This is a genomic window from Kluyvera sp. Awk 3, from assembly GCF_028069715.1.
Lineage (GTDB): Bacteria > Pseudomonadota > Gammaproteobacteria > Enterobacterales > Enterobacteriaceae > Kluyvera > Kluyvera georgiana_A.
Genome location: NZ_JANEWH010000097.1, coordinates 1 through 18045 on the forward strand (window position 1 = coordinate 1; position 18045 = coordinate 18045).

Here is an 18045-nt window from a genome sequence, read left to right on the forward strand (position 1 = left end):
ATCCTAAAACATAGAGGCCATTTTCGGTATATTTATCGACAATCACATCCGGTGTATATTAGCGATCATACAACCCCGTTTGAGGAAATGCTTTATTACCTAAAAGTAAGTTAGACAGACCAAAAGAACAATCTGCTTCGCGCAATTATTACCTTTCCCTGATTCAGGATTGAAAGGCGGCCATGTTTTGTCACGAACTCTGGATACAGTTATGGTAAATAGATATGGATAGCTCGTCTCATCACAATAAAACACGCTATTATCGCAACGCCAAATTATCGCTTTCATTTAGCCTGATATTACTGATTCCGGGCCTGGTGCAGGGCGCTCAATCCATATATGAACAACAGATTGAGCAAGCCCGGAGCGGTAATTACTCCGCGTTTCTTATCTATGTTGAACGCTATCAGCAGCATAATGCCTTAAATGCCGGGCAGGTCGCGGACTGGCTACAGGTGGCATCGTGGGCCGGGCGCGATCGTGACGTTATTCAGATTTGGCAACGCTATCAGGTATATATGCCGATTCCGCCACGAGGGGTCGCCGCAGCCGCTCAGTCCGCGCGAAATCTTCAACAGTGGCAAACAGCGCTATCGCTTTGGCAACAGGCCCTTATGCTGGCGCCCGATAATGATGACTATCGTATCGGCTACATTAAAACCCTGGCCGACGCGCGTCAGGACTCTGCGGCGTTGAAAGAGGCGCAGCGCTTGCTCACCGAACGACATACCCCTGCCCATCTGCAAACGCTGGCCTATGTGTATCAACAGCAAGGGAAAGACTGGGATCGGTTATTAAACGATACCCTCGCACTCGTCCATGACCCACACGATAGCGCGATGCTCAGCGAGTGGGTTGCGGCCCTGAGCGATAGCCGAGTTGCTACGCCAGCGCAAGCACACGCGTCGTCGGCGACACTCACGCCCGAGCAGCGTCGGCAGTTGGATCTCAATGCGACGGCAGAAATCGTGCGCCTTGCAGTCCTACCGACCCGCACCGAACAAGAACGCTTCTTTCTGGCGCAGCTGGCGCTCAGCCGCTACGACGTGATGTTAACGCGCTGGAAAGACGATCCCGCTGCGCAGCAGGATGTGATACGCGCCCGTCTAGACAGACTTGGCGCCTTCTATGCCAACGCCGACTATTCGTCGGTGACTCATGAATACCAGACGCAACTCGCCGCAAAGCAAACCGTGCCCGACTGGGCTATCGGCTGGGTTATTTCAGCCTATCTGGAACAAGAAAACGTTTCCGCCGCCCAGACGCTCCTCGCCGAGCATCCGGGCTATATCCCGGACGCTGATGATGACCAGAACGCATTATTTTTCGCCCTGCTGGATACCGGTCAGTACCAGGCCGCCAGGCAATACGTTGCCCGGATGATGCAGAATACGCCCTGGGCCCGGTACGATTATGGCGATCCCATCGCCCAGCCTAACGATCGCTGGCTGACCGGACAATCGCTCTACGTGCAATACCTCGCGCAGAGCAACGCGTTACCACAGGCGCAGGCACTTTCCCGTCAGTTGGCTGACTCCGCGCCGGGCAATCAAGGGCTACAAATCGATTACGCCACGGTGCTGCAGGCTCGCGGCCAGCCCAGAGCGGCGGAACGTAAGCTCAAAATGGCAGAGGCGCTGGAACCTGCAAATATCGAACTGGAAAGCCAGCAGGCCTACGTCGCCATGGATCTTAATGAATGGCATCAGCTGGATGTACTGACTGACGATATCATCGCTCGCAGGCCTAAGGATCGCAGCGCGCAGAAGCTGGCCAGGCTGCGCGACATTCAGCATTTTTCAGAGTTACGCATTAACGCTGGTAAGGGACTGTATTCCGACAACCCCATCAGCGGCACGCACGATCTCTCCTGGGATGCCACGCTCTACTCTCCCCCGCTGGCGGACAACTGGCGCGTATTTGCCGGCACCCGCTTTGCACAGGGCCATTTTGATGAGGGCAAAGGCTCCGCGCGTCATCTCTTTGGCGGTCTGGAGTGGCGACCGCGTGATTTTTGGGGCGAGGCCGAACTGTCCAGCAATCACTATCACGGCACCAGCAAGCCGGGCGCACGCATCGCTGCAAAATATCGACCAGTTGACAGCTGGCAGTTTGGCGGCGAAATAGAGCGAATCTCCCGCACCACGCCCTTACGGGCGCTGCGTAATGGGATCAGCGCCAACCGCGCAGAGGCTTCAGTGCATTGGTATCAGAATGAACGGCGCGACTACCGCCTCAGTGCCGCAGCCAGCGATTTTTCTGACGGCAACCGTCGGCAGGAATACAGCGTAACCGGCCAGGAACGTCTGTGGCAGAGACCATCAATGACGCTCACCCTTGGCCCGGAAATCTCCGCAAGCGCCAACAGCCTCGCCGACACCCAGTATTACAACCCGGCGCGAGATCTCTCCGCGGCGGCTTCATTGACCGTCGACCACCAGATGTACCGACACTACGACACGCTCTGGAGCCAACAGCTCGTCGCCGGTGGCGGCGTCTACTGGCAGAAACAACGGTCCCCAGGCGCTATCACCCTCTTAGGTTACGGGCAACGCGTTCAGTGGAACAACGTCCTTGATACCGGGCTGATGCTTAATTGGGATAAGCGCCCTTACGACGGCAAACGCGAAAGCAATCTCGCCGTCACCTTTGATGCCACTTTACGGTTTTAAGGATGATTATGCTGAACACACGTCTCCGTATCAGCCTGATTACGATAGGCTGGCTGTGCATGAGCGCAGTCGCTTATGCCAAAGCAATGCCCTTTATTGCCCCGCAGGATCGCGCGCCGCTAGTGGCCAGCCAACCGTGGCCAAAAAACCACTTTCTGGTGCTGGGTTATCACGACGTTGAGGATGATATCGCCGACCAGCGCTACCTGACCGTACGCACCAGCGCGCTCAACGAACAGATTAGCTGGCTACTGCACAACGGCTATCACGCCATCAGCGTACAGGATATTATTGATGCGCATCAATCGCGTAAGACGCTGCCGCCAAAGGCATTTTTGCTAAGTTTCGACGATGGCTACAGCAGCTTTTATACCCGTGTCTGGCCGCTGCTGAAAGCCTGGAATGTCCCCGCGCTGTGGGCGCCGGTCGGCAGTTGGGTCGATACGCCCGCAGGACAGAACGTCAATTTTGGCGGCTTGATGACGCCACGTGAACGTTTTGCCACCTGGCAGATGGTGAGAGAGGTCAGCCGTTCTCCGTTGGTGGAAGTGGGTGCCCATACCTGGGCCTCACACTATGGCATTCCGGCCAACCCACAAGGTAGCCTCGAACCGGCGGTCGCCAATCGGTTCTACGATCGGCAAAGCGGCCGTTATGAAACAGACCAGCAGTTCACCCAGCGCATTAGTGAAGACGTGCGTAAAGTGACCGCGAAAATCGGTGAAGTAACCGGGAAACCGCCACGCGCCTGGGTTTGGCCCTATGGAGAAGCCAACGGAGCGACGCTTGCCATCGCCAAAAAGCACGGTTATCAATTGGCCTTTACGCTGGCCGATGGTCTGGGCGATGCCAGCGACATTGAAAATATCCCTCGCCTGCTCATTTCTGGAAACCCTTCGCTAAAAGCCTTCGCCAGCATGGTGACGCAGGTGCAGGAACCGGAAGTCGTGCGCGTGATGCATGTTGATCTCGACTATCTCTACGACCCGGATGTCGCCCAGCAGACCCGCAATATCGACAAGCTGGTGCAGCGGGTCTACGACATGAAGATCAGCCATGTTTTTCTACAGGCGTTTTCCGACCCACAGGGCGACGGCAACATTAAAGCGCTCTATTTCCCCAATCGCTGGCTCCCCGTACGCGCCGATCTGTTTAACTTCGTCTCCTGGCAGTTGCAGACCCGCGCCAGAGTTAAGGTTTATGCCTGGATGCCAGTGCTGGCATTCGACCTCGCCCCCTCCCTTCCCCGCGTACAACGCTGGGATCCACAAACCGGGCGTACGCTGACCGCCACCGAGCCCTACATCAGACTGTCACCGTGGAGCCCGCAGGCGCGTCGTCAGATAACGGATCTCTATGAAGATCTCGCCCGTTATGCCCCATTCAACGGCATTTTATTTCACGATGATGCCGTGCTTAGCGATTTTGAGGATGCGGGCCCGGCGGCCATTAGCGCGTGGCAACAGTCCGGCTCTTCCTACAGCATCGCCGACATGGCCCGCCACCCTACCGAGCGTCGGGCTTGGACGCGTTTCAAGAGCCAGACACTCGTGACGTTCACTCGTCAATTAAGCCACGCTGCCCAGCGTATTCGTGGCCCCCAGGTCAAAACCGCACGCAATATTTTCGCCCTCCCGCTGCTGGAGCCGGAGAGCGAGGCCTGGTTTGCGCAGAATCTCGACGATTTTCTGGCCGCCTATGACTGGACGGTACCAATGGCCATGCCGTTGATGGAATCCGTTACCCCTGCGCAAGCCGATGACTGGCTGGCTCAGCTGGTAAGCGCGGTGGCGGCTCGTCCCGGCGCGTTAAGCAAAACGATTTTCGAGCTTCAGGCCAAAGACTGGAATCACCGGGCGCAAAATGCTGTCCCCGACGCTCAGTTGGTGGAGTGGATGCAGGTGCTCCAGCTCAACGGTGTGAAAAACTACGGCTACTATCCCGACGATTTCATCGAAAACCAGCCCAACATGGCTCGTATTCGGCCCGCATTCTCTTCGTACTGGTACCCCAAAAATGACTGATCGCCTTATCGCATTTTGTATTTTAGGACTGGTGTTCGGGCTGCCGCTGGGCGTCGCAGCCATTTTTACCGGTGAGTTGATTCTCGATTTCGTGTTCTTCTGGCCACTATTTATGTCGGTACTGTGGGTCACCGGCGGACTTTATTTTTGGTTTCAGCTTGAACGCCGCTGGCCGTGGGATCCCAAAATGCCGCCGCCCGTTCTGCCCGGCGAGCCGCTGATATCGATCCTAATCCCCTGTTTTAACGAAGGGAAGAATGCGCGAGAAACCCTCTGCGCGGCACTGGCACAGCGTTATCCGCATATTGAGGTGATCGCCATCAACGACGGCTCAGCAGATGATACCGCCGAGGTACTTGAACAGCTTGCGCGCGAGCAGCCACGCCTGAGGGTGATTCATCTGGCGGAAAATCAGGGCAAAGCCGTGGCGTTAAAAGCGGGAGCCGCTGCGGCAAGGGGCGATCTGCTGGTGTGTATCGACGGCGATGCCCTGCTCGATAGCGATACGGCGGCCTATCTGGTCACGCCGCTGATTCAGTACCCGCATGTGGGGGCAGTGACGGGCAATCCACGTATTCGCACGCGATCCACGCTGATTGGCCGTATTCAGGTCGGTGAATTTTCCTCGATTATCGGGCTCATCAAACGCACGCAGCGCATTTATGGCCGGGTATTTACCGTCTCCGGAGTGATTGCCGCCTTCCGTCGACAGGCACTGGCCGACGTGGGTTACTGGAGCCCCGATATGATTACCGAGGACATCGACATCAGCTGGAAGTTACAGCTGCACCACTGGGACATCTTTTTTGAGCCACGTGCGCTGTGCTGGATCCTGATGCCTGAGACGCTGAAGGGACTGTGGAAGCAGCGCCTGCGCTGGGCACAAGGCGGCGCGGAAGTTTTCCTGGTTAATCTGCGCAAACTGTTTAGCTGGGAACATCACCGAATGTGGCCCCTGTTTGCGGAATATGCACTCTCCACGCTGTGGGCTTTTGCCTATGCGGTGACGGTACTGCTGTTTCTGCTCAGCTCTCTTTTGCCGCTGCCGGAAAATCTGGCCGTCAGAAGCCTGTTTCCCCCGGAGTTTACCGGCCTGCTGCTGGGGGTGATGTGTTTGCTACAGTTCGCCGTCAGCCTGTTTATTGAACGCCGCTATGAAAAGAAGGTCGCCTTTTCGCTGTTCTGGGTGATTTGGTTCCCGATGGTGTACTGGATGATAGGCATGTTCACAACCATCGTCGCCTTCCCGAAAGTTATGCTGAAACGCCAGCGCGCACGCGCGCGTTGGGTGAGTCCCGATCGTGGTAAAGGAAGAATGTGATGAACGAAAATAGCATAATTTTAACCGAACACCGCCTGATGCCCCGCTGCTTTGACGCGGCGTTAACGCTGCTCGCCTGGTGCGGTTTTCTGTTTTTTCTCTACGCCAATCTGCTAATGAAGCTGACCGAAGACGGCGGACAACGCTGGGATACGATGGTCGAGGCGTTCAATACTCTGCTGGTGTACCTGCTGATTGCCGCGATCAACGGCTGGCTGTTGATTCTCTGGTATCAATACAACCGTCGGCGAACACATTCCCGACGCCATGCCCGCCTGGCGTCGCTGCAGAGGGACGAACTTGCCCGCAGTTTTAACATTGCGCCGCAGATTATTTCGGAGATGAGCCAGTACAATCTGCTGACGGTCTATCACGACAATATTGGTCGTATTATCGATTTAAAAACCGCGTCTCATCATCGCGGCTAAAAAAAAGCCAGCCCGCGGTAAACGGGCTGGCATTCTTTTCGGCAACAACGATTACTTCAGGTATTCACCGCTGCGCAGCGCTTCAATACGCTTATCCAACGGTGGGTGAGTCATAAACAGCTCACTCAACGATTTGGATTTACCGTTGATGCAGAACGCCATCATGCTGCTGGCTTCCTGCGGTTCATAGCTGGTTTTCAAACGCTGCAGCGCCGCAATCATCTTCTCGCGGCCCACCAGCTTCGCCGAACCGGCATCAGCGTGGAATTCGCGATAGCGCGAGAACCACATGGTGATAATGCTCGCCAGAATACCAAACACCAGTTCCAGCACCGTCGCCACCGCGAAGTAAATCAGCGGGTTGCCGTTGCTGCTCTCTTCTCCGTCGTCACGGTTGCCGCCGAGGAAGCCAGCCGCAATCTGCGCAATGACGCGTGAGATAAAGATAACGAAGGTGTTCACAATGCCCTGGATCAGCGTCATGGTCACCATATCACCGTTGGCAATGTGGCTGATTTCATGGGCGATGACCGCTTCAGCTTCGTCACGGCTCATGTTCTGCAACAGGCCAGTACTCACGGCAACCAGCGATGCATCACGGCGTGCGCCGGTAGCAAAGGCGTTGATATCCGGCGCGTGGTACAGCGCAACCTGTGGCATGGCAATCCCTACCTGCTGCGCCTGACGAGCGACGGTTTCCAACAGCCAGCGTTCCTGCTCGTTACGCGGTTGCTCAATGACCTCGCCGCCTACCGATTTCAGCGCCATCCATTTCGACATCATCAATGAAACAATGGAACCGCCGAAACCAAATAGCAGCGCCATAATCAGCAGACCGGTCATGCTGCTCGACTGAATTCCTGTCAGGCTTAGCACCAGCCCAAACACAACCATCACGGCCAGGTTGGTCATCAGGAAAAGCGCGATTCGCATCATAATTTACTTTTAACCTCTTCTTAACAAAACGCACTATGCGATTATCCCTATCGTAGGGGTAATCCGCCGATTTTCAACGATCACGTGAGGCTAAGTCACGAGAAAGACACAACTTTACATTTTGTAGCATCATTGTTGACAAGAACTTGAGGGAGATAAAAAAACAGGCACAATTGCTTGTGCCTGTTGGGGTTACTTGCTTGCCGCCGGTTGTTCAGCGGGCGCGGATTTCTCCAGCTTCGAAAGGTCAACGGCGATATTCACCGTCTCGTCCAGATACGGATCTGGCTCTTTATAGTCTTTCGGTAAATCGTCCAGCTTCTTAATCGGCGGCTTGCCTTCACGCTTGTAGCGATCGTTCACGCGCGCCAGACGAGTCGCATCGTCCTCTTCGTTCTCTTTTTCACGCTGGGCGTAATTGAGAGACACGATACTGCGCTTATCTTTCAGGGCGTTGAAGTGCGCAATATCTTTAGCGATGTACTGGAACTCAGGATCCTTCGCAATACGATCGGCATGCAGCTTCAGCAACTGAGGCTCAAACGGCGCCATGTCGCCAGACTTCACGTAGGTCGCCGCATTGATGCTATCCCACGGCAGCGCGTTGTCTTCGAACTTCTCACCGGTTTCGGTCTCTTCGTTACCGGTCGGCATCATGATGTCCGGCGTAACGCCTTTACGCTGCGTACTGCCGCCGTTAATGCGGTAGAACTTCTGAATGGTGTACTGAACGGAGCCCAGCGCCGGCCATTCAGGGCGCAGCATTTGATCGTAGATACGGTTCAGCGAGCGATACTGCTGTACGGTGCCTTTACCGAAGGTTGGCTCACCCACGATCAGCGCACGACCATAGTCCTGCATTGCCGCAGCAAAGATTTCCGACGCCGAGGCGCTGAAGCGGTCAACCAGCACCACCAGCGGCCCTTTGTAATAAACCACGCCGTCATTGTCGCTGTCTTCGCGCACCTTACCGTTGTTATCACGTACCTGCACCACAGGGCCAGACGGAATAAACAGACCGGAAAGCGAGACTGCTTCGGTCAGCGCGCCGCCGCCGTTGCTGCGCAGGTCAATAATAACGCTGCTGACGTTCTGTTTTTCCAGCTTCTGCAGCTGAACCTTCACGTCTTCAGTCAGACCAACGTAGAAGCCCGGAATGTCGAGTACGCCAACCTTATTGTTGCCGGTACCTTTCACCGACATTTTCACCGCGCGATCTTCCAGGCGGATACGCTCACGGGTCAGGGTAACAATACGGGTTTTTGAGCCTTTCCCGGCAGGAAGGATTTCAAGGCGTACCTTGCTACCCTTCGGCCCTTTGATCAGCGCAACAACATCATCAAGACGCCAGCCGATCACGTCAACCATGCCTTTACCGGCCTGGCCTACGCCGACGATACGATCGCCCACGCTAATCGCCTTGCTCTTCGCCGCCGGGCCGCCTGCCACCATGGAGTTGATCACGGTGTAGTCATCATCCATTTGCAGCACAGCGCCAATCCCTTCCAGAGACAGGCTCATCTCGGTATTGAACTGTTCGGTATTACGCGGTGAAAGGTAGTTGGTATGCGGGTCGATTTCACGGGCGAAGGAAGTCATCGCCAGCGAGAACACATCTTCGCTGTTGGTTTGCGCCAGGCGACGGATCGCGAACTTATAGCGACGCGCCAGGGTATCATGAATTTCTTTATCGTCTTTACCGGCGAGTTTGAGGCTCAGCTGGTCATATTTGACTTTGCCGTCCCACAGCGCATTCAGCTCGGCTTGATCCTTCGGCCATGGCGCTTTACTGCGATCCAGGTTGAAGGTGTCATTACCGGTGAAATCCATCGGGCGCTCAAGCACCTTCAACGCATATTCATAGCGCTCAAAGCGACGTTTTTGCGCCAGATTGTAGAGATCGTAAAAGACATCCAGTTTGCCGGAACGAAGCTCGTCGCCAATCTGCCCTTTCTTCGCCGCAAACTGCGCAACGTCGCTGGCCAGCAGCACGTTGTGGCTGTAGTCCAGGAGGTTCAGATAGCGGTCAAAAATTTTGGCCGAAAAGGCCTGGTCGAGATCGAACTGGCGGTAGTGAGAACGGGTAAAGCGAGAGGTGACGCGCTCGCTTACCGTGGCGTGCTGAGTCTCTTCCTTAAGCACAGGAAGTTGCTCAACACGGGTAATATCTTCCACCGCTAAGGCCTGGCCTGTTATTAATAACAGGCCAGCAAGCGCGGAGAGCCTAAAAAGTTTGTTCATGCCTGGCCCGGCCTCCGTTTCAGAACACCAGGTGTTCTGCGCGTACAATCATTGACATACCAGAAGTAAGCTGAACGCGAACGCCATCCTTGGTGATTTCCAGGATTGTGGCATCCATAGCGTTATTGCCCGCTTTAACTTTCAGGGATTGGCCGACCGTCAGTGCGGACAGATCGGAAACCGGCGTCAGTTTTTCTTCGCGCACTTCGCGAGCCGGTTTAGCGGCTGGTTTTGCAGTAGCAGCGCGCGGCTTACGCTCAGCCCCTTCTTTACGGCGTACCGGAGGACGTGGTTTACGCTCACGACGCGGCGCATCGCCTTGCTCACCAGCAGCAGCGGCGGCTTCGCGTTTTTTCGCCTGCTGTTCAGCGCGCTGCGCCTGAACGCGAGCTTTGGCTTCTTCAAGCTGCTGACGTGCGTGTGCGACGTGCTGCTCGTCCAGCTCACCGCAAGGGTTGCCGTCGAGGTCGACGCGAACTGCACCGGCTTTGATACCGTACAGGTAGCGCCAGCTTGAAGTATAAAGACGGAGTGCGGAACGCAGTTGGGTTTTGCTGAGGTTCATCTCCCCTTCAACACGCTCGACGAGATCCTGAAAAATACCGACTTTCAGAGGACGAGCTTCACCTTCCGCGCTGAAGCACTGCGGAAAACGTTCGGCTAAAAATGCGATAACTTCTTTACTGCTATTCAACTTAGGTTGATTTTCCATGAAATTTCCTGATTACAACGGACGTAGCCAACAAGCCGCAGGCATGAACAGGCGACATTATAATGACGTCATCCGTAAATGCTACGTTATCCGTTGATTATCCTGCGACGGGTGCAAAGAATTTTTGGTAATCGGTGGCTTCAAGCACTTTTTGCAGGTGGCCAACCAGTTCACGCAACCCCTGTTCATCCTCTTCGCCAAAGCGCGAGAACACGGTGCTATCGATATCCAACACGCCAATAACCTGGTTATTGACCACCAGCGGCAGCACGATTTCGGCGTTACTGGCAGCATCACAGGCAATGTGCCCATCAAAAGCATGAACATCTTCTACGCGCTGAACGCGATTTTCCGCTACCGCGGTACCGCAAACACCGCGGCCCACCGGGATACGCACGCAGGCAATTTTGCCCTGAAACGGCCCGAGAACCAGCGAATCGCCTTCCAGCAGGTAAAAACCGGCCCAGTTAACGTCGGACAGACGCTCGTACAGCAGCGCGCTGGTATTGGAGATTACCGCTAAGAAACTTGTTTCACCTGCCATTAATGCCTGAAAATCGCGGTTAAGATCCGCGTAAAATTCTGTTTTGCTCATTATTCAATCACTATTGTTTACGATGTTACTGATTCGTTACCTTGCCTGGGCCCTTATAAAATACGCATTAAGTGCGTTCGGGCTCAAGATGAATCCATACTTAGGTTAAGATAGAGTTATACATTCATTTATCAATGTAATAAATGGCACTGAAAACATCACGTATAACGCCGACGAAAAAAATACGAATTCACACGGTCAGCGAACCTTTGCCGTGGGCACATTACCAACGTTGCCCGCAGTGCGATATGCTTTTTCGGTTACCGGTCGTAAAATCATCGCAAAGCGCCTATTGCCCACGCTGTAACGCCAAAGTGCGCGACGGCCGCGACTGGTCGTTAACCCGTCTGGGCGCCATGGCGATTGCCATGCTGCTGCTGATGCCCTTCGCCTGGAGCGAACCGCTGCTGCGGCTGTATCTGCTCGGCGTGCGCATTGACGCCAATCTGCTGCATGGGATCTGGCTGATGACCGATAGCGGACACCCCATCACCGCCGCGATGGTGTTTTTCTGCACCGTCGCCGCTCCCGCGGTTCTGGTGACGTCCATCGCCTATTTGTGGCTCGGTAACATTCTAGGGATGAATCTTCGTCCTGTCCTGCTGATGCTCGATAAATTGAAAGAGTGGGTGATGCTCGACATCTACCTGGTCGGTATCGCCGTGGCCTCGATTAAGGTCCAGGACTACGCGTTCCTGCAACCGGGCCTGGGTCTGCTGGCTTATATCTCGCTGGTAGTGCTCAGTATCCTGACGCTGATTCATCTAAACGTCGAACAGCTTTGGGAACGCTTCTATCCCCAGCGCCCCGCTACGCGGCCTGACGGCGCGCTCCAGGTGTGCCGCAGTTGCCATTATACCGGTTTCCCGGATGCGCGCGGTCGCTGCCGCCGCTGTCATACACCGCTTTATCACCGCGGCAAACACAGTCTGCAAAAAAGCTGGGCGGCGCTGATCAGCTCGATTGTTTTTCTGCTCCCCGCCAACCTGCTGCCTATTTCCATTATCTATGTCAATGGCGGCCGCCAGGACGATACGATTCTTTCCGGGATCCTGTCGCTGGCCAATAGCAACGTGGCGGTGGCGGCGGTCGTCTTTTTTGCCAGTATTCTGGTCCCCTTTACCAAAATTATCGTGATGCTGACGTTGCTTATCAGCATCCACTTTAAGTGCGAACAAGGGTTGCGCACGCGCATCCTGCTGCTGCGTTTTGTCTCCTGGATTGGCCGCTGGTCAATGCTCGATCTGTTTGTTATTTCGTTAACCATGTCGCTCATCAATCGCGATCAACTTCTCGCCTTTACGATGGGTCCCGCTGCGTTTTATTTTGGCGCTGCGGTAATATTAACTATTCTTGCTGTTGAATGGCTGGACAGCCGCTTACTTTGGGACGCACATGAGTCAGGAAACGCCCGCTTCACAGACTGAGGCGCGAATTAAAACAAAACGTCGCATTTCACCGTTCTGGCTATTACCGGTCATCGCGCTGATGATTGCCGGCTGGCTTATCTGGAACAGCTACGAAGACCGGGGAGCGACCATCACCATCGACTTTATGTCGGCGGATGGTATTGTTCCCGGCCGCACGCCGGTGCGCTTCCAGGGCGTTGAGGTGGGAACGGTTCAGGATATCCGTCTGGCCCGTGACCGCAGCAAAATTGAGGTCCGCGCCAGCATCAAAAGCGATATGGAAGACGCACTGCGGGCAGATACCCAATTCTGGCTGGTCACGCCGAAAGCCTCTCTCGCGGGTGTTTCCGGGCTGGATGCGCTGGTCGGCGGTAACTATATCGGCATGATGCCCGGTAAAGGCGAACCGCGTGATCATTTCACCGCCCTCGACACACAGCCGAAATACCGCCTGAACAACGGCGAGCTGATGATCCACCTGCACGCGCCGGACCTCGGTTCGCTCAATACCGGGTCGTTGGTTTACTTCCGCAAAATTCCGGTTGGCCGCGTCTACGACTACACGATCAATCCGAATAATCAGGGCGTCACCATTGACGTGCTGATCGAGCGCCGTTTCACCAATCTGGTGAAAAAAGGCAGCCGCTTCTGGAATGTCTCCGGCGTGAAAGCCGACGTTGGCCTTAGCGGCGCGAAGGTGCAGTTGGAGAGTCTGGCCGCGCTGGTTAACGGTGCGATTGCTTTCGACTCGCCATCCGATTCCCAGGCCGCCGGGCAGAACGATGAGTTTGGCCTCTATGAAGATCTGGCCCACAGCCAGCGCGGCGTGCTTATTCAGCTGCAGTTGCCGAACGGCGATGGGCTGAAGGCGGGATCGACGCCGATGCTGTATCAGGGGCTGGAAGTCGGTCAACTGACAAAAATGACGCTCAATCCGGACAGTTCGGTCACCGGCGAAATGACCGTCGACCCGAGCGTGGTATCGCTGCTGCGCGAAAATACGCGCATTGAACTCCGTCAACCGAAGCTGTCGCTGGAAAACACCAATCTAAGTCAGTTGCTCACTGGCAGTACCTTTGAGTTGGTGCCGGGTGAAGGCGCGCCAAAGGATCGCTTTACCGTACTCGCTGCGGATAAAACATTGTTGCAGCAGCCCGGCGTGTTGACGCTAACGCTGACCGCGCCTGAGAGCTATGGCATCGACGCCGGGCAGCCTATCATGCTACATGGCGTGCGCATCGGCCAGGTCATGGAGCGTACGCTGAACGCCAAAGGTATCAGTTTCGCCATCGCCATCGATCCGCAATACCGTGACCTGCTGCACGGCGACAGCAAGTTTGTCGTGAACAGCAAAATGGACGTCAAAGTCGGTATCGACGGCGTAGAGTTCCTCGGGGCCAGCGCCAATGAATGGCTGAGCGGCGGCATTCGCATTTTACCCGGAGAAAAGGGAGCGATGAAAGCCAGCTACCCGCTGTTCGCCAATCTGGAAAAAGCACAGGAAAATAATCTTAGCGATTTCCCGACAACCACGTTGATGCTCACCGCCGACACGCTTCCGGATATTCAGACCGGTTCCGTCGTGCTATACCGTAAGTTTGAGGTGGGTGAAATCACCTCCGTACAACCGCGCGCCAACGCGTTTGATATCGCGGTGCATATTAAGCCGGAATACCGTTCGCTGCTGACCCCGAACAGCGTGTTCTGGGCCGAAGGCGGCGCGAAAGTGCAGTTGAACGGCAGCGGGCTGACAGTGCAGGCTTCCCCGCTTTCACGGGCGTTAAAAGGCGCAGTCAGCTTTGATAACATCAGTGAAGCGAATAATGGAACCCGCAAGGGCGACAAGCGCGTCCTGTTCCCTTCAGAAACCGCCGCGCGCGCCGTTGGCGGGCAGATCACCCTGCATGCCTTTGATGCGGATAAACTGTCTGCGGGTATGCCGATTCGTTATCTCGGCATCGATATTGGGCAGGTACAAAGTCTGGATCTCAATGCCTCGCGCAATGAAGTACAGGCCAGCGCGGTTCTTTACCCTGAGTATGTGAATACCTTCGCCCGCCGCGGTACCCGTTTCTCCGTGATCACACCGCAAATCTCAGCGGCCGGCGTTGAACACCTGGATACCCTGCTCCAGCCGTACGTCAACGTTGAGCCGGGTCACGGTGAGCTGCGTCGCGATTTTGAACTTCAGGAGGCGACCATTTCCGATTCACGCTACCTCAACGGCCTGAACGTGGTCGTGGAAGCGCCGGAATCTGGTTCGTTGAGTATCGGTACACCGGTGCTGTTCCGGGGAATCGAAGTCGGTACCGTTACCGGCCTACATCTCGGTAGCCTCTCTGACCGGGTGATGATTGAAATGCGCATCGGCCAGCGCTACCAGCATCTGGTGCGTAACAACTCGGTCTTCTGGCTGGCTTCCGGCTACAGTCTCGACTTTGGCCTGATTGGCGGTGTGGTGAAGACCGGCACCTTCAATCAGTTCATTCGTGGCGGTATCGCTTTCGCCACGCCGCCAGGAACGCCGCTGGCACCGAAGGCGCAGGAAGGCAAACACTTCCTGCTGCTCGAGTCCGAGCCGAAAGAGTGGCGCGAATGGGGTACCGCGCTGCCGCGTTAACGCCCTCCCTCACGCGCCGGTGTCCCGTCACCGGCGCGTTTTATGATAGACTGCGCGCTCTTTATCTCCTTGTGGTATTCGCCAGTGGCTCAAAACTCTGTCTATTTTCCTGATGAATTCCTCGCGCAGATGCGTGAGGCCATGCCGGCTCATCTCTCGTTTGACGCATTCCTTGCCGCCTGCCAGCGCCCGCTGCGTCGCAGTATTCGCGTGAATACGCTGAAAATCACGGTTGATGATTTCCTCACCCTGGTCGCCCCTTATGGCTGGCAACTGACCCCGGTCCCCTGGTGTGCGGAAGGCTTCTGGATTGAGCGTGATGACGAGGACGCACTGCCGCTGGGCAGCACCGCTGAACATCTGAGCGGGCTATTTTATATTCAGGAAGCCAGTTCCATGCTGCCGGTAGCGGCACTGTTTGCCGACGGACTGCAGCCGGTTCGGGTAATGGACGTTGCCGCGGCCCCGGGCTCGAAGACTACGCAGATTGCCGCCAGAATGGGCAACCGCGGTATGCTGCTGGCCAACGAATTCTCCGCCAGCCGGGTCAAAGTGCTGCACGCCAATATCAGCCGTTGCGGCATCCGCAATACCGCGCTCACACACTTTGACGGCCGCGTGTTCGGCGCCGCCTTACCCGAGTGCTTTGATGCCATCCTGCTCGATGCCCCCTGTTCCGGCGAAGGCGTGGTGCGTAAAGATCCCGATGCGTTGAAGAACTGGTCGCTGGCGAGTAACCAGGCGATCGCCGAAACCCAACGCGAGCTGATCGACAGCGCTTTCCACGCGCTGCGTCCGGGCGGCACGCTGGTCTACTCGACCTGTACGCTGAACCGCGACGAGAACGAGTCGGTCGTCGCCTGGCTGCTGGCGCGTTATCCGCAGGAAGTCGAGGTTATGCCTTTGGGTGAACTCTTCGCTAGCGCTGACCAGGCATTGACGCCTGAAGGCTTCCTGCACGTGTTCCCACAAATTTATGACTGTGAAGGATTCTTCGTCGCGCGACTGCGTAAGACCGCGGCGATTGAAGCGCTGCCAGCGCCGGGCTACAAGGTGGGTAAATTCCCGTTCACCCCGATGAAAACGCGCGAATCCGCTGCCGTTGAGAGTGCAGCGCACAGCGTGGGCATTGAATGGGATGAAGCGCTAACGCTCTGGCAGCGCGACAAAGAGGTTTGGCTGTTCCCTACCGAAATCGCGCCACTGCTGGGTAAAGTTCGTTTTTCCCGTATTGGACTGAAACTTGCCGAAACGCACAACAAAGGTTTTCGCTGGCAGCACGAAGCGGTCGTTGCGCTGGCTAATACGCAAAAGCTGGGGCATGAGCTGACGCTGGAAGAAGCGCAGGAATGGTATCGTGGCCGCGACGTCTATCCGCAACAGCCGCCCGCTCACGACGACGTCATTGTCACCTTCCAGGGATTCCCGCTGGGGCTGGCAAAGCGCATTGGTTCACGATTGAAAAACAGTTATCCCCGCGAATTGGTACGAGATGGGAAACTGTTCGCCAGCAGGTCGGAGTAGCGGACAAAAAAAGCGCACTTTTTAACTGGCGTAATTCTCGACGTTGACTACGCTGAAAAGGTACGGCCTAACTGGTCGTACCACAACGGTCAGCAGATTAACGGAGAGCATGATGAGTAAAACCAGCGTACGCATTGGCGCATTCGAAATTGATGACGCCGTGCTGCATGCCGATCAACACGGCGAGCGAACGTTAAGTATCCCTTGTAAGTCCGATCCCGATTTATGTATGCAGTTGGATGCCTGGGACGCCGACACCAGCATCCCGGCCCTTCTTGATGGCGAACGTTCCGTTCTTTATCGCAAGCACTACGATCAACCGTCCGATGCCTGGGTTATGCGGCTTGTCTAACCCAAAAGGAACCCGCCCACAGGCGGGTTATTTATTTGGCGTGCGGCACCACAGTGTACAATGATGCCTGACCATGAGGTCGGGTTTTAAAGCGGCGATGCACCCACAGATATTGCTCCGGTGCCCGTAAAATCTCACGCTCGATAATTTTATTCATATAGCTGGCAGCGGGGATCTCATCCCCACTCGGATAGTCTGTCATCGCTTCGCTGATATGCAGGGTATAACCTTTCTGGCAAGGTTTACGCACCATGGTCACCGTCAGCATGGCTGCGCCGGAAAGACGTGACAGTACGTTTGTTCCATTGGTGGTTGCCGCCTCGTTGACGGAGAAAAACGGCGCAAAAACGCTGCCTTTCGGGCCGTAGTCCTGATCGGGCGCGAACCATACCGCTTCACCGGCCTTCAGCGCCTGCACCAGACCCCGCAAGTTACGACGGTCAATCATCGCTTTATTCGAACGCAGACGCCCGGTAGTCTGCACCCATTCCATTAGCGGATCGTTGTGCGGACGATAGGTCGCCATCATCGGACGACACAGCCCCATCGCACGGCCACCCAGCTCCAGAGACATGAAGTGAACACCAACCACCATAACGCCGCGCTGCTCTTTCAACGCGTTCATCAGGTTGGCGTACCCTTCCACATCAAACCATTTTTTAACGCGGGCATCGCTCCAGAACCAGGCCATCCCGGTTTCAATCAGCCCCATGCCCAGAGACATAAAGTTTTGCTCGATCAGCTTCTCACGGTCCGCGACATCCATATGCGGGAAACAAAGTTCAATATTACGTGCCGCAATCTGCTCCCGGCGTTTTAGAAAGCGTCGGGATGCTTTACCCAGCGACGTGCCAAGGAGATGTAAAACGGGGTAAGGTAACTGTACAACCAGCCACAAGGCGGCCAGAGCGAACCACTTCAGCCCGTTGCGCGGGTGAAGTAAAGCGGTATCAAAATTTTTAAACATCATTCTTTCCAGCAACGAAATGCAAGGGTAACACTTAAGGAGAATCGATTCCGTTCATTCATCTTTATGCGTTTGTGTATATGTTGGACCCTGCTGCATTCGACAAATTCACTTCCCGGACGTTTATTTACAAACGGCTGGTATCAGAGGTATGAGGCGGGGGTGGCAGGCTGTGGCTCAACTCGCCGCAAGCATGCGCCTTTTTGCTGCAAAAAAATAGAGAATTTAATTCACATTACAAAAT

At 55.5% G+C, this 18045-nt stretch carries 13 protein-coding genes; 8 read left to right on the plus strand and 5 right to left on the minus strand.

Annotated elements, in window-relative coordinates; all coding sequences use genetic code 11:
- The first annotated feature begins 224 nt into the window (after window positions 1-224).
- Genes pgaA through pgaD form a run of 4 tightly spaced genes read left to right on the plus strand, consistent with a single transcriptional unit; the run spans window position 225 to window position 6445 of the window.
- Complete coding sequence (gene pgaA / locus NNN71_RS17780; RefSeq protein ID WP_271459020.1) at window positions 225-2672, plus strand: poly-beta-1,6 N-acetyl-D-glucosamine export porin PgaA; 2448 nt, start codon at window positions 225-227, stop codon at window positions 2670-2672.
- An 8-nt stretch (window positions 2673-2680) separates the two neighbouring features.
- Window positions 2681-4696: a poly-beta-1,6-N-acetyl-D-glucosamine N-deacetylase PgaB gene (gene pgaB / locus NNN71_RS17785; protein ID WP_271459021.1), complete on the plus strand. Its 2016-nt coding sequence runs from the start codon at window positions 2681-2683 to the stop codon at window positions 4694-4696.
- On the plus strand, window positions 4689-6017 hold the full coding sequence (gene pgaC, locus NNN71_RS17790; RefSeq protein WP_271459022.1) for a poly-beta-1,6-N-acetyl-D-glucosamine synthase: 1329 nt from the start codon (window positions 4689-4691) through the stop codon (window positions 6015-6017). Before pgaB ends, pgaC begins: the two co-directional genes overlap by 8 nt.
- Window positions 6017-6445, plus strand: a complete 429-nt coding sequence (gene pgaD, locus NNN71_RS17795) for a poly-beta-1,6-N-acetyl-D-glucosamine biosynthesis protein PgaD (RefSeq protein ID WP_163447999.1) — start codon at window positions 6017-6019, stop codon at window positions 6443-6445. The genes pgaC and pgaD overlap by 1 nt, the downstream gene beginning before the upstream one ends.
- Window positions 6446-6496: 51 nt before the next feature.
- On the opposite strand, the gene htpX is transcribed toward pgaD, so the two are convergent.
- The 4 genes from htpX to NNN71_RS17815 form a co-directional block, all read right to left on the minus strand.
- On the minus strand, window positions 6497-7381 hold the full coding sequence (gene htpX / locus NNN71_RS17800) for a protease HtpX (RefSeq protein WP_163447998.1): 885 nt from the start codon (window positions 7379-7381) through the stop codon (window positions 6497-6499).
- A 192-nt stretch (window positions 7382-7573) separates the two neighbouring features.
- A complete protein-coding gene (gene prc / locus NNN71_RS17805) occupies window positions 7574-9622 on the minus strand; it encodes a carboxy terminal-processing peptidase (protein ID WP_163447997.1) in 2049 nt (682 codons plus the stop codon).
- 19 nt (window positions 9623-9641) lie between these two features.
- Window positions 9642-10334: an RNA chaperone ProQ gene (gene proQ / locus NNN71_RS17810; protein ID WP_163447996.1), complete on the minus strand. Its 693-nt coding sequence runs from the start codon at window positions 10332-10334 to the stop codon at window positions 9642-9644.
- A 97-nt stretch (window positions 10335-10431) separates the two neighbouring features.
- Window positions 10432-10929 carry a GAF domain-containing protein gene (locus tag NNN71_RS17815; protein WP_163447995.1) on the minus strand — a complete coding sequence of 166 codons (498 nt, stop codon included), beginning with the start codon at window positions 10927-10929 and terminating at the stop codon, window positions 10432-10434.
- A gap of 143 nt (window positions 10930-11072) precedes the next feature.
- Between NNN71_RS17815 and yebS the strand changes: the two genes are divergently transcribed.
- The 4 genes from yebS (at window position 11073) to NNN71_RS17835 (ending at window position 16834) form a co-directional block, all read left to right on the plus strand.
- On the plus strand, window positions 11073-12356 hold the full coding sequence (yebS, locus tag NNN71_RS17820) for a membrane integrity lipid transport subunit YebS (protein ID WP_271459023.1): 1284 nt from the start codon (window positions 11073-11075) through the stop codon (window positions 12354-12356).
- Window positions 12325-14958 carry a PqiB family protein gene (locus NNN71_RS17825; RefSeq protein WP_223802818.1) on the plus strand — a complete coding sequence of 878 codons (2634 nt, stop codon included), beginning with the start codon at window positions 12325-12327 and terminating at the stop codon, window positions 14956-14958. Before yebS ends, NNN71_RS17825 begins: the two co-directional genes overlap by 32 nt.
- An 84-nt stretch (window positions 14959-15042) precedes the next feature.
- A complete protein-coding gene (rsmF, locus tag NNN71_RS17830; protein ID WP_271459024.1) occupies window positions 15043-16482 on the plus strand; it encodes a 16S rRNA (cytosine(1407)-C(5))-methyltransferase RsmF in 1440 nt (479 codons plus the stop codon).
- Window positions 16483-16594: 112 nt separating this feature from the next.
- Window positions 16595-16834 (plus strand): YebV family protein, encoded by a 240-nt coding sequence (locus tag NNN71_RS17835; RefSeq protein WP_163447991.1) that lies wholly within the window; start codon window positions 16595-16597, stop codon window positions 16832-16834.
- A 31-nt stretch (window positions 16835-16865) separates the two neighbouring features.
- Here NNN71_RS17835 and lpxP read toward each other — a convergent pair whose 3' ends face one another.
- Entirely contained in the window at window positions 16866-17801 is a 936-nt protein-coding gene (gene lpxP / locus NNN71_RS17840) for a kdo(2)-lipid IV(A) palmitoleoyltransferase (RefSeq protein WP_271459025.1), read from the minus strand.
- Window positions 17802-18045 lie beyond the last annotated feature (244 nt).